Origin of the sequence: Desulfofarcimen acetoxidans DSM 771 (assembly GCF_000024205.1) — a bacterium.
Taxonomy (GTDB): Bacteria; Bacillota; Desulfotomaculia; order Desulfotomaculales; family Desulfofarciminaceae; genus Desulfofarcimen; species Desulfofarcimen acetoxidans.
The window spans coordinates 3795344-3807510 of record NC_013216.1; the positions used below are offsets into that span (position 1 = coordinate 3795344).

Here is a 12167-nt window from a genome sequence, read left to right on the forward strand (position 1 = left end):
TCCCAGTTACAGTAGAGCATCAATAATTTATAACTTTTTTTCATATAATATATAACAGGATATTAAGTATTTTTGTAGAATACTATATCTACATAAACTTGGGGAGAAAGGCACCGGTGTGTCTCGCAGACTGCAAATCTGCTGACCTGCCCGCGATCCGGGCGGGGGTCCGGTTCAACTCCGACTTCTCCCCTCCACAAAAAAAATAACCCCGGCGGGGTTATTTTTTATGGCCTTATCCGGTAGAGCATGCGGGGAAATGGCACCGCTTCCCTTATATGCTCTATTCCACAAATCCAGGCTACGGTTCTCTCCAGCCCCAGTCCAAAACCGGCGTGAGGCACGGAACCATAACGGCGCAGGTCTAAATACCACTGAAATTCTTCCTCCGGCAGGTTGTGCTGCATAATCTTTTGCCGCAAGAGTACCAAATCCTCAATACGCTGCCCGCCTCCTATAATCTCTCCATAACCCTCGGGAGCCAGGAGATCGGCACCTAAAACAACCTTTGAGTCCTCCGGGTCGGGTTTCATATAGAAAGCCTTAATTTCTGCCGGGAATCTATGCACAAATAAAGGTGAGGCAAAACGTTCAGACAACAGGGTTTCCTGTGGAGCGCCAAAATCGTCACCCCAGTTAAAATCCTCGCCGCTGTCCCGTAAAATTTTGACTGCTTCGGTATAACTGATACGTGGAAACGGCAGGCTTACTGCTTCTAACTTCCCTATATCTCTTTTTAATGTTTTCAATTCCAAGCTTTTTCTTTGTAAAACTCTTTGGATAATATAATATACCAGTTCCTCCTGAATTTTTAAGTTAGCCTCATGATCACAGTAGGCCATCTCGGCCTCTGCCATCCAAAACTCCAGTAGGTGCCTGCGCGTTTTAGACTTTTCAGCCCGAAAAACCGGCCCGAAATTATATACCCTGCCCAGAGCCATGGCGGTAGCCTCACTGTAAAGCTGGCCTGTTTGAGCCAGGTAGGCTTTTTCTCCATGATAATCTATTTCAAAAAGGTTAGTCGTCCCTTCGGCTGCCAGAGCGGTAATTATAGGCGAATCAGCTAATATAAAGTCCCTTTCATAAAAGAAATCCCTGATAGCCTGCTCGATTTCCGAACGAATACGCAGTATGGAAGCCTGGCGAGGTCCCCGTATCCACAAGTGCCTGCGATCTGCCAGAAAGTCTACCCCGTGCTCCTTAAGCGTGATTGGGTAATCCTGCGATCCACCAACTATCTCTATTCCGGTAACCGTCAATTCATAACCACTGGGTGACCTTGGCTCTTCCCTAACCAGACCTGTTGCCCTGATAGAGGACTCTTGAGTTACGCTTGAAGCCAGCTCAAACAATTCCGGGTCAGTCTCATCCCTGACCAGGGTTGCCTGCACCTGGCCACTACCATCCCGAATAATTATAAATCTAATTTTCCCGGAGGACCTTTTATTGAATAACCAGCCCTCAATTTGCACCTCCTGATTAACATATCGTCCCAGGTGTTTTATCAAAACTGTTGTCAATACAACCACCTCAGCTTTAACTTAGTATCTTAAAAGCTATACTGAAAAAAAACAACAAAATTTTTAAGCCTATTATATGATATCCCACTTACTTCTGCTCAAACCTTTATTAGAATTTTTAAAACAATTTTTGATAAACGCTTATGACACGTCTTTATGTTAAATAAAATTAGTTGACTGTTCCTTGAACAACCGCAATAAACCACTGCTAACAGCTTTCACCGGGAGTATTTTTGATATCTGGCGGCAAAATAGTGTCAAATAATTAAGGAGGTTTATAACTTGAAAATGAAAAGAAATAGAAAAGATATGGCAAAAATGGCAAATTCCAATCTCAGGGTACAGAGTATATCGGTTAAAGGAAATAACGGTGAATTCTCCGAAGAGCTTTTACCTGCCGGTACAAACATGACTAAAAATGAAATGAAAAGCAGTCCCAAAAGAATCGGCAATGCTAACAAATCTGTTAAGGCAAAGCGCAAGGATTCTTTTTAGGGATTAACTTCAAGTGTAACGTTAAGTTTTACCACTAACAGCCGGCTTTAATTGTAAAATAAGTACTGCTTGTACTACTTTCCGCAGAAGTGCATTATACAACAAACCCGTACCACTTGCTGCTGATGTACGGGTTTGTTTCTTCTGCCGGTTGTCTGTTCTACGTATTTGATAAATAAACGTTTTCTCCCTGGCCATTTGCTTACACACAATAAAATCTTCCCAACCATCGGCCTTGACCATTATTAACCTTAAGCGGACTACTCCACAATGAAATCTTCTTTGTTAGAATCTTCCCTGTCATTATTCACCTGGCTATGGAATATTTCTTTAAGAGTTAAATCGTGGTCTTTCCTCTTCAACTGGCTTACTACATTGGTTACCCCACGAGCCCTGGAGGCTGCTTTGACTGCAGCGTCTTTTTCCTCTTCACTGTCAACCCGTCCCTGCAGAAATACTGTACCATTAACGCTTTTAACCCCTACATGAAGCATGTTCACTTGCGGGTCGGAACCTAATTCCTCAGCCACTTCAAATGCAACGTCCTCATCATCTATAGCCCCGTCAGTGCTGACAGTTACACCGTTATTGATTCTTTGTATTCCTTGCAGGCCGGCCAAGTGCCTGTTCAAGTACTCCTTTTCAGACAGTGTATCCACGATACCAATTACCGAAACTTCTCCTTTATTAACATTAGCCTTTAGTTCATATCTTCGCAAATTCAAGTCATTTTCCAGGAAACCACGTACTTTTTGCTGCAATTCCCGATCCGGTATTTTCCTGGTCATTTTATGCAAACCCCTTCCGGCTTAAATTTATAAACCGGAATTAGTATTCCCTCATGAAAAATTATTATAATTGATTTGTTGCACAAGGGTTTTGTTTCGACACAGATTACATAATTCTACATCAATAAAAGGAGCGGTCACCCGGTAGGGCGACAAGTATATAAGTATTTATCTTATTGTACAATTAAGTCATAAAAAGAAAAACAAACCATTGCGTCTGCAATATTAGCTGTCATATCGCGTTTTGCCAAAAGCATCGTCACAAAGCAATTACGGGTGACGCAGCATACCCGTCAATTCATCTTGCAGCAAGGTTTTGATATCTGCAATCAATGCTGACTGTATCATCCAAACATTAAGTTGCATGCGGTTCTGGAATTGTGTTGTTAGTATTGATTTTACATATGTCTTCTATTTCCATTGACTTATATTTGCTGATGTACTCCAGCACGGTTTGTACAAAAGTAGAGTGTGACCAGACCAGTGGTGCTACGGAAAGAGGCTCGCCTGTCTCAGGATTAAGCTGTTCCGGCATAATCCCGGTTTCCATAGCAAAAGCTGCGGCCCAGTGAAGAATCGGCAGCGCAGGTTTCATATCCTTTAAGGTGTTTGCTTTGGCTATGTGCCACTGAGCCAGCCAGAGAGTGCAAATATACCAGGGGTTGCCCGGTATTCCTTCATCAGTGGTTTTTCTGTGATACCTGTCATATGTATACCTGGCCATGCCGCCCACCCAGGTTTTATTGCACAGGCCTTCTTCCAGAGCCACCATGGTAGTTTGCATATAAGGGTCATCCGGAGGCAAAACACCTAAAAATGAAAGTCCCATTACACTGCTTTCCATGGTAGTATCCCTGCGGTAGTAACCTCCCTCTTGATCCCAGATCAGACCCCTGATAAATCTTTTTAGTACGGGATCAAATAAATGAGTTTTAATAGATTTTTTAATTTTATTGGCACAGGCAAGATATTTTTCTGCCGGTTCGGCAGCATAAAATATATTGGAAAATTTTGACGCAGCAACTAATCCGGCATAAACAGCCGCGGCAGTAAAAGTGAATATACCGTGCCTTTCCTCCCATAAATCGTAGCTGGGCTTAGGTAATTCCAACTGGTTATCCATATAATTGTTCATAAAATCGGCTGCCGGTATAATCAGTTTCCTGTATATATCGCTGATGAATTCAAGATCACCTGTAAATTCATAGTACTGCCAAAGAGCATAAATAACCAGAGCTGTCTCATCTTCTTGTATAGGCAATCTCTCCGGATTATTCCAGGGGTGCCAACTGGAGCCTACTGTTCCATCCGGATTATATTTATGATGCAGGTACCCTTCTTCGGTTATTACATTGGCACAAAATTGGAAAAACTTCCTAGTTATATGAGGGTAGCCCGCTTTAATTAAGGCACAGGCAACCAGCGCCCCGTCCCTGGGCCAGAGATAGCAGTAATGGTCTTTGTTGGTCAGGACGATATCACTGTCAGCAGCGGCTAAAATGGCACCGTCTTTATCAAGATGAGTGCGTATAACCAGGAGACTGCGGTTGTATAAATCACTCAAATATTCCGGCAGATCCAGGAAGTCCTGCGGGACATTGCTCAGCCAGTGGTTCCAGTAGCTTTCCACACGTTTTATCAGAGCCTTGGGTGTTTGCTGCAAAACAAATTCATTTAACCTTTTTACCTCATTATAACTGGGCCCGACAGCAATCCAGTAGTAGATGCTGGCTTCTTCTTTGGCCCCCAGATAGATTTTAAAACCAATAGTACTGTCTACAGATCCCATAGCAATAGGATTGCTGCTTAACACCCCGTCTTCTGCGTCACGCCATGTGCCTTCCGCACCAAAAGCCCGTTTCACACCTATGGTGTACATATTAAAGGAAGATGGTCCGAAAAAACCGTTAATCAAAATATAGCAGTTTTTCTTATAATGAATAACAGTTTTCAACCGGGCATCATATAATGCAGTATCTCCCACCTCATTTTCATTAATAGAAAAGTCGTGCGTGACAAAGACGCGCACTTCCCGTCCCCTGTCAGTCAGGTTTTGCACTATCAGGCGCTTTAAGTAAATATTTTCCCGGTAGTGTACCGCATTTGTATTTACAATGGATAAGCCCATTTCCTCGTTTTTAGCAGTTGATTCCATAACCAGAGTGTTTTTTCGATAATTGGCCAACTTGTGCCATGATGGAGCATCCAGCCAGGAGAACATGCCCTCAACCCAGAAGCCCAAGCGGTTGGATCTGCCCATAATATGATTATGCTGACCGACATGCGGGTAAAAGAAATCTCTCAAGCTGAATTCTTGGTCATAGGCGATTAGCATTTTTCCGTTGCCAAGCACCAGCGGTCTGGTCATAAAATCCCCCCGTTAGTTTTAAAATATGGCTGAGCATAATATAAAGAGAACTATATTTAATCCCTAAGTTTATCATAATATGGCCATTGAGGAAACGTCAATATTTACCACATGGATGGCGGGCAACTTTTATTCTTGAAGCAAGGCTGATTAAGATGATATACTGGTACAAAGCAGCAAGGGGGATGGTGAAAATGCTCAGCGGCAAGATTAAATTAATTTTTTTGATATTGGGGCCGCTTTTTATTTTGGCGGCTTTATCCGGTAAATTGCCTCCAACTGTATCTTTTGTCTTAATGTCTTTTGGTATTGCGCAAATATTTATGCTTTTATTTAAGGGCGGCGGTTGATGCGGCTAATATAGGGTTAGTTTAACCCAATACGCTTGCAGGTAGGGCAATTAATTTCCTGCAGTCGTTTTCAGCAGGGAGTTGATATTATTATGCACGTAGGAGCTATGACTGTTGAATTATTTATTGGGGAGTCATCTTCTTTAAAAGAAAAAAGGCGGTTGTTAAAAAGTGTTATAGATAAAATAAAAGCACGCTTCAATGTATCTATAGCTGAAGTCGACCATCAAGAACTCTGGCAGCGTTCCACTGTCGGGGTATCCTGTGTGAGCAATGAAAGGGCTCAGATAGATAAGGTTTTTTCTTCGGTGCTCAACTTTATTGATCAACAGAACATGGTGGAAATTATCGACTATCATTATGAATTGTATTAAGACAAAAAAGTCAAGGGGCTGGTCTTGCTCTCCTTGACTTTTTTTCTGCTTAAATTAATTTCCGGCAGCAATTGTTTAAAAGCCTGATGATAACCGGTAGAGCCAGTTATGGCCGTCGTTATTGTCCCAGTTCTGCGCGTTGTCCTTGAAACAAAAGACAACCTGATTATCCTGCATGACAATGGTTTTTTGCCAGCCCTGTGGGGTTTTTTCCATCCTAAATTCACCTGTACCGTGCCAGCTATCTCCAAAGCCGTGGTGTAAATAAACTTCTTGTGCGCCCGAATTTTGAAGCAACCCGTTGTAAGTTATAGTTACCTCTCTACCATCCTGGGACAAAGGAGTTACTTGAACACCCCGGTAGGAATCGGTCCAACCGCCAAATGAAGCTTGTAAACTCATCAAGTATTAACACCTCCAAAGATTAATCTTTTGACACTTATATTTTGCTACCTTTGATATGTTAATATAACTTTTAACAGTGGCCATTTTAAAGAAGAAATGGCAGTATTTTAATTTATAGACATAGTCTATAATTATTTTTTATGCAGGTAGGGATTTAAATGTTTTTGGAGAAATAGTTTAAAACCTTATTTTATTAGGAGGAATTGTAGATGAGTGAGAATATAGCAACTGAAGCAAGAAATAAGGCGGGAAATTATTTTAAATCAGGCTTCAACTGTGCAGAGGCGGTTTTTTTAACTTTTCGTGAATATTTGGCGCCGGAAATCAGCCCTGAGACTGTAAAATTTGTTACCGGATTTGGCGGAGGTTTGGGTCATGCCGGTTGTCTTTGCGGATCTTTAAATGCCTCCGTTATGGCCTTAAACATGATAAAAGGGCGTACTACACCCGAGGAGAAGAGAGAGCCTGCTTATGATCTGGCTCGCCGCTTTCATGATCGTTTTGAAGAAAAGTTTGGTTACACCTGCTGTCGTGCTTTAAACCCCCACCCTTTTGATACTAAGGAGCATTTAAGGAACTGTATCAAGATTACAGGAGGGACTGCCCAGCTTTTGATGGAGTTCCTTCAGGAAAATGGTTTATACAATAAAGAATGATATTTTAATTTGAGGTGGTCAGATGGTGAATGTTCCTCTGCCGCAGATAGTTTGTTTTACCTTCTGCGATGAAGTGCAGGTAGTTAACGGTAAATACTGTATCTTAGGTGTGTTCTATCGAATCTTTCCGCCGCTGTTTCCGTATACATATAACTTAAATATAGTTATGGGCTGGTATGGTGAACAGGGAATGCATCATTTTGACATTATTCTTAACGACCCTCACGGGCAGCCTATATTAATGCTGCCCGCCTATCGTTTTGAACTGACTTTGGACAGGCCATATGTTAATGTGGTGCTGCAGGCTCAAATACCCCTCCATGTACCCGGCAACTACCATTTTATTGTATATTTAAATGATGAGCTTTACGGTGAATACCCTTTGCAAGTGGTGGTTACTAGCTCGATTAATTAACTCTCACGAGTGAACTCCCCTCGAAACGGGCACGGAAGCTTCTACCCGTAAGGTTTATCATTTCATTGAAAACTGCTCTGGCAAAGCAAGGTCTTACACTCTCCCATGAGCCACAGGGCTGCGTTACCGCAGCCCTGTGGCTCATGGGCATCTGCTGCTCATCGTAAATACATTTAAGCAGCTTTTTTTTCGGCGCTAGTAGCTTTAGCCGTGCATATTCTGACCCTTCAGGCAAATTACGCTCTCTGGTGAATTTACCGTTTTACCGTTAACCGATTTATTCGGAATCCTGGAAACACCAACTATGTCCAGGGTTATACAGTATAGGAAGTGTTTGTGCATATACTTGTCACCTTAACGGGCAACAGCTCCTTTCATCCCACGGGACAAGCCCGTGGGTTTTCAGGAACGGTTTTTTATAAAAATGAAATTTACTAAAATTTTTATTTTTTAGCCTATTACACTCATTTTTATACTTCCAAAATCCTTTTTCCATATCACAACCATAAATCGTCATGGTTTTGGTTTGAAAAACGATTTTAACGGCTGACTTTGAGCCGCTTAACAGCTCTTTCCAAACCCTCCACTGTTAACTCAAACATAGAAAAATAACGGCGTATAAGGGCTATTGTCTCCGCCCCGTCAGTGCTGTGCCAATTTTTTTCCGGTTTCGGATTCAACCAGGCTGCATACCTAAAACGGTTAGAAAACCTTTTCAACCAGGCCAGGCCTGGCTCATTTTTACTGACTCCCCAATCAATGGCCCCACCCGTCATAATCAGTTCACCCGGAGACATGCTGGCGTCGCCAACTATAATTATACGATAGTCGGAAGCAAGCTTTTTCAGTATCTCGCGGGTAGACACAGAATCACGGGGCACACACATAGAGTTAGCATAAATTCTTTCGTAAATACAATTGTGAAAATAATAGAACTGCAAATCCTTAAAATGGCTGGATTTATTTACGGCGGTAAAAAGCCGTTTGACAATATGCACATAGGGAGTCATAGATCCGCCTGAATCCATAAAAAGCGCCACCTTCAGTTCATTCCTGCGCGGCCTGCGCCAATCCAGTTTCAGGAAACCACCGTTTTGGCAGGTAGCATCTATAGTCCCATCCAAATCCAGTTCGTCCAGTGGACCGTCTTCTCTGGTAGTAAGCTGCCTCAGCTTGCGCAGCGCCACCTCAAAATGCCTGGTCTCCAAGGTCTCATCTGTGCGCAGTTCCTTGTACTTTCTTTGGCCGGCAACCTTTACCGCGCTGTTGTTTACAGACTGCCCGTCAATTCTCAGCCCGACAGGATTAATGCCGGAGTGACCCAGACGAGAGTGTCCCCCGGGACCAATCCAGTGCGAGCCACCCTCGTGTTTCTCCTCCTGGCGGTTCAGCCGGTCTTCCAGCAGCAGGCGCAATTCTTCCAGGTTCCAGGCTTTGAAAGGAGAACTCTCCTCCGTTTCCAAAGGCGGCAATTCACTCTCTAACCAGGCCAAGACCTTTTCCAAAAAATCTTCCGGAGTATTAATTTGACCAAAACAGCGTTGAAAGGCCAAATCATAGCGGTCATAATGGGCCTCGCTTTTTACCAGGCAGGCCCGCCCCAGATAATAAAAACCAGTCAGCCCGGAAAAGGCTAAACCCATTTTTAAACCTTCGTGCAGTGTCATCCATTCGGTAGGAGTGACCGGCACCCCCTCCTGCCTGAGGGTATAAAAAAAATCATTAAACATAGGCTAACCCCGCCCGATTGCCGGTTCTCCGGCCGGTTTAATGCCGTAATCTCTTAATCTCCTCAAAACAACATCTAAATCTTGATTATGCTTTAACACAGCACCCAGAAAAGGCAGTTCCCGGCATATCTTCTCCGGTTCGATGCCGCCTATGCTAAGTGCCTGCACCCAGTCTAACAGCTCGCTGGTGCTGGGCTTTTTATGCAAACCGCTGATTTTTCGCAACCAGTAAAAAGCTTTCAAAACCTCTTGCAAAAGAAAATCTTCCAAATCGGGATAATGCACCCGAGCGATTCCGGCCATCATTTCCGGTTCGGGAAAAGAGATGTAATGAAAAATACAGCGTCGCAAAAAAGCATCGGGCAGTTCCTTTTCCGCATTGCTGGTAATAATCACAATCGGCCGCTGCCTGGCTGTCACCGTCTCCTTTGTTTCAGCTATATAAAAATTCATCATATCCAGTTCCCAAAGTAAATCGTTAGGAAAATCCAAATCCGCTTTATCAATTTCATCAATTAAGAGCACCACTTGCTCCTCTGAGGCAAAAGCTTCTCCCAGCTGTCCTAATTTTATATACTTCTTAATATCCGAAACATTCCCGTCACCAAACTGGCTGTCATATAATCTCTGCACAGTGTCATAAATATAAAGGCCGTCTTTGGCTTTAGTAGTTGACTTGATATTCCAGATAAGCAAATTAAGACCCAGAGCTCTGGCAATACTCATGGATAAAAGTGTCTTGCCGGTACCCGGCTCGCCCTTGATTAAAAGCGGTCTGCCCAGAGTCAGTGCGATATTCACACTGCTGCGCAATTCTTCGGAAACAATGTAGTCCTCTGTGCCGTTGTACTTTAAAAAGGTCTTTGCTGTGATGTTATCCGTATTAAACGCCCCCTCAAGACAATATTAATTCTCCTCAATTTCACCTTGTAATTAAAAGCTTATTTTATATAATACCTCATGTCAATAAATTATCAGTCAATAGACCAATATACATCTTTAATACAAATCTATCATAAGCATACTTTCCAAGAATACAAAAAAGAGGAGGGAGTTCTATCCACTCACCTGCCTCCTTTTTATAAGGGATTAAATAAATACCCTTATGACTAGCAAAAGCTATATTCAGTAATTTTGCGATGTAAAGCTTTTAAGAAAACGAACTATTAGTTTATTAATACCTTACCTGAGGAAAAGGCTGCTGCTGGTAGACATTTGACTGCACCTGCTGCATGCCCTGCTGCTGCATGGGGCGATATGTATAATCCTGAACGCCGTAACCGATATGAGCCGGTTCCACCTGGTAATAGCCTTTCTCCTGCATTAAATCAAAAATACGCTTTTGCATATCCAACTGTTCATTGTTTATTTGAATCAAAGTATTGCGTATTCTATCGTTGGCTGATTCCAAAATAGTGGTATGATAACCGTTTGACAGGGCTTTAACATCCTTCAAAAGATCGGTCATAATATCTTTTTCTGTTAAGAACAATGTTCCTGTACCCCCTTATAATCGAATATTATTGCATTGATTGTACAGGTATGCCTGATTCCTGCAGCATGCCTTTAATAGCATTAGAATGCTTTTGACTTTGATCCGCTGCCATCTGCAAAACACTCTGTAAGTTCTGATCCTGAGTCTGACTCATAAACAAACGCAATTTTTTACCGCACAGTTCCTCAGCTTTTAGCTGGTCGTTCAGATAAAGCTTTTCTCTTTCCGTAATCTTTCCGCTGATCATCTTATCACCCCCAATCATTTACATCTATTCTCTTACATGGGGGCTTTATTTATTCTGCCAATTTTTTCATTATTTAAGCCCGGCAGCAATCCTTTCCGCCCAGACCCTTTCTATTTCCACCTCTACACGGACACCGTCATTGCCGTGCTCTTCAGACAGCACCAAGCCTTGCTCATGCACCTGAGACAATAAGTAACCTTTAGCGTAAGGAATGAGGAAAGTGGTCCTGACTCTGCGATAAGCCAGGTTCTTCGCTATAGTCTCCAGCAGTCCGGGCAAGCCTTCCCCGGTTAAAGCAGAAATAGCCGTGACAGGTGTTCCGGCAATATTTATCCACAGGTTTAAATCCGGTTTAGGCAAACCATCTGCTTTGTTTAAAACCAGAATTGAGGGCTTATTCTCCACCTCCAGAGAGCTAAGGACTGACTGAACCGCTTTATACTGCTCAAAACAATTTGGATGAGTGCTGTCCACCACATGCAAAAGCAGATCAGCCTCAATCACTTCTTCCAACGTAGCACGAAAAGCCGCGACCAAATGGTGCGGCAGATTTTGGATAAAACCGACAGTGTCAGTTACAAGTATTTCATCGTTATTAGGGAGAATAACCTGCCTGGTAGTAGGATCCAGTGTGGCAAAAAGCTTATCCTCTACCAGCACATCCGAACCGGTCAGCTTGTTTAGCAGTGTTGATTTGCCCGCGTTGGTGTAGCCCACCAGAGAAACCACGGGAACCTGTTTTCTGCCCTTGCGCAAAAGAGCCCGGTGTTTCTTTACTTCTTCTAATTCCGCCTGAATATCCACAATCCGTTCGCGCAAGCGCCTTCTGTCTGTTTCCAGCTTAGTCTCACCCGGGCCTCTGGTGCCAATCCCACCGCCCAGTCTGGAAAGAAACTTGCCCTGACCGGTAAGGCGCGGCAACAAGTATTTCAGCTGTGCCAGTTCTACCTGCAGCTTACCCTCTTTAGTGCTGGCTCGCTGGGCAAAGATATCCAGAATCAGCTGCGTTCTGTCCAGAACCCTGACTTCCATCAAGTCAATTAGGTTGCGAATCTGGGAAGGTGAAAGCTCGTGATCGAAAATTACCAGCTGCGCCTCCAACTCTCTGCATCTTTGCGATGTTTCTTCCGCCTTCCCCTTACCGATAAAATATTTGGAATCCGGCCTGTTTCTTCTCTGGATAAAGGAATCCACTGCTTCCGCTCCGGCAGTATCAGCCAGGGCAGCCAGCTCATTCATTGATTCCTCAACCTGCTCCGAACTCATACCGGGCAGTTCGATTCCCACAAGGATAACTTTTTCTAAGTTCTCCATACACTACCCC

At 43.2% G+C, this 12167-nt stretch carries 16 protein-coding genes and 1 tRNA gene; 6 read left to right on the forward strand and 11 right to left on the reverse strand.

From position 1 onward, the window contains the following. Positions 1–100 precede the first annotated feature (100 nt). Positions 101–197, forward strand: a tRNA-OTHER gene (locus DTOX_RS23230). Positions 198–227: 30 nt separating this feature from the next. On the opposite strand, the gene asnS is transcribed toward DTOX_RS23230, so the two are convergent. Beyond that, a complete protein-coding gene (asnS, locus tag DTOX_RS17460; protein WP_015758996.1) occupies positions 228–1520 on the reverse strand; it encodes an asparagine--tRNA ligase in 1293 nt (430 codons plus the stop codon). Between the two features lie 282 nt (positions 1521–1802). Between asnS and DTOX_RS17465 the strand changes: the two genes are divergently transcribed. Beyond that, positions 1803–2015, forward strand: a complete 213-nt coding sequence (locus DTOX_RS17465; protein WP_015758997.1) for a hypothetical protein — start codon at positions 1803–1805, stop codon at positions 2013–2015. A gap of 21 nt (positions 2016–2036) precedes the next feature. Here the strand turns inward: DTOX_RS17465 and DTOX_RS17470 are convergent, their stop codons facing one another. From DTOX_RS17470 to DTOX_RS17480, 3 genes are all read right to left on the reverse strand, one after another. Beyond that, a complete protein-coding gene (locus DTOX_RS17470; protein ID WP_157863005.1) occupies positions 2037–2225 on the reverse strand; it encodes a hypothetical protein in 189 nt (62 codons plus the stop codon). 50 nt (positions 2226–2275) lie between these two features. Further along, positions 2276–2803 carry a BON domain-containing protein gene (locus tag DTOX_RS17475; RefSeq protein ID WP_015758999.1) on the reverse strand — a complete coding sequence of 176 codons (528 nt, stop codon included), beginning with the start codon at positions 2801–2803 and terminating at the stop codon, positions 2276–2278. A 355-nt stretch (positions 2804–3158) separates the two neighbouring features. Next, on the reverse strand, positions 3159–5171 hold the full coding sequence (locus DTOX_RS17480; protein ID WP_015759000.1) for a glycoside hydrolase family 15 protein: 2013 nt from the start codon (positions 5169–5171) through the stop codon (positions 3159–3161). A gap of 185 nt (positions 5172–5356) precedes the next feature. Here DTOX_RS17480 and DTOX_RS23235 point away from each other — a divergent pair, with 185 nt between their 5' ends. Next, positions 5357–5521 (forward strand): hypothetical protein, encoded by a 165-nt coding sequence (locus DTOX_RS23235; RefSeq protein WP_162013542.1) that lies wholly within the window; start codon positions 5357–5359, stop codon positions 5519–5521. Between the two features lie 92 nt (positions 5522–5613). After that, a complete protein-coding gene (locus tag DTOX_RS17485) occupies positions 5614–5895 on the forward strand; it encodes a DUF503 domain-containing protein (RefSeq protein WP_015759002.1) in 282 nt (93 codons plus the stop codon). A 75-nt stretch (positions 5896–5970) separates the two neighbouring features. On the opposite strand, the gene DTOX_RS17490 is transcribed toward DTOX_RS17485, so the two are convergent. Beyond that, positions 5971–6297: a carbohydrate-binding protein gene (locus DTOX_RS17490; protein WP_015759003.1), complete on the reverse strand. Its 327-nt coding sequence runs from the start codon at positions 6295–6297 to the stop codon at positions 5971–5973. Between the two features lie 212 nt (positions 6298–6509). Between DTOX_RS17490 and DTOX_RS17495 the strand changes: the two genes are divergently transcribed. Both DTOX_RS17495 and DTOX_RS17500 read left to right on the forward strand, forming a co-directional pair. After that, the gene (locus tag DTOX_RS17495; protein WP_015759004.1) at positions 6510–6956 is read left to right on the forward strand and encodes a C-GCAxxG-C-C family (seleno)protein; all 447 of its coding nucleotides are present in this window, start codon (positions 6510–6512) and stop codon (positions 6954–6956) included. A gap of 22 nt (positions 6957–6978) precedes the next feature. Continuing rightward, on the forward strand, positions 6979–7371 hold the full coding sequence (locus tag DTOX_RS17500) for a DUF6941 family protein (protein ID WP_015759005.1): 393 nt from the start codon (positions 6979–6981) through the stop codon (positions 7369–7371). On the opposite strand, the gene DTOX_RS17505 is transcribed toward DTOX_RS17500, so the two are convergent. From DTOX_RS17505 to hflX, 6 genes are all read right to left on the reverse strand, one after another. Then, positions 7364–7606: a hypothetical protein gene (locus DTOX_RS17505; protein ID WP_042316165.1), complete on the reverse strand. Its 243-nt coding sequence runs from the start codon at positions 7604–7606 to the stop codon at positions 7364–7366. The genes DTOX_RS17500 and DTOX_RS17505 overlap by 8 nt on opposite strands. A gap of 304 nt (positions 7607–7910) precedes the next feature. Then, positions 7911–9101, reverse strand: a complete 1191-nt coding sequence (locus DTOX_RS17510) for a vWA domain-containing protein (protein WP_015759006.1) — start codon at positions 9099–9101, stop codon at positions 7911–7913. A gap of 3 nt (positions 9102–9104) precedes the next feature. After that, the gene (locus DTOX_RS17515; RefSeq protein WP_015759007.1) at positions 9105–9974 is read right to left on the reverse strand and encodes an AAA family ATPase; all 870 of its coding nucleotides are present in this window, start codon (positions 9972–9974) and stop codon (positions 9105–9107) included. Between the two features lie 301 nt (positions 9975–10275). Further along, on the reverse strand, positions 10276–10593 hold the full coding sequence (locus tag DTOX_RS17520; RefSeq protein ID WP_015759008.1) for a spore coat protein: 318 nt from the start codon (positions 10591–10593) through the stop codon (positions 10276–10278). A gap of 28 nt (positions 10594–10621) precedes the next feature. Further along, the gene (locus DTOX_RS17525; RefSeq protein ID WP_015759009.1) at positions 10622–10843 is read right to left on the reverse strand and encodes a YvdQ family spore coat protein; all 222 of its coding nucleotides are present in this window, start codon (positions 10841–10843) and stop codon (positions 10622–10624) included. Between the two features lie 69 nt (positions 10844–10912). Continuing rightward, positions 10913–12157, reverse strand: coding sequence for a GTPase HflX (hflX, locus tag DTOX_RS17530; protein ID WP_015759010.1), 1245 nt, complete (start codon positions 12155–12157; stop codon positions 10913–10915). Between the last annotated feature and the right edge of the window lie 10 nt (positions 12158–12167).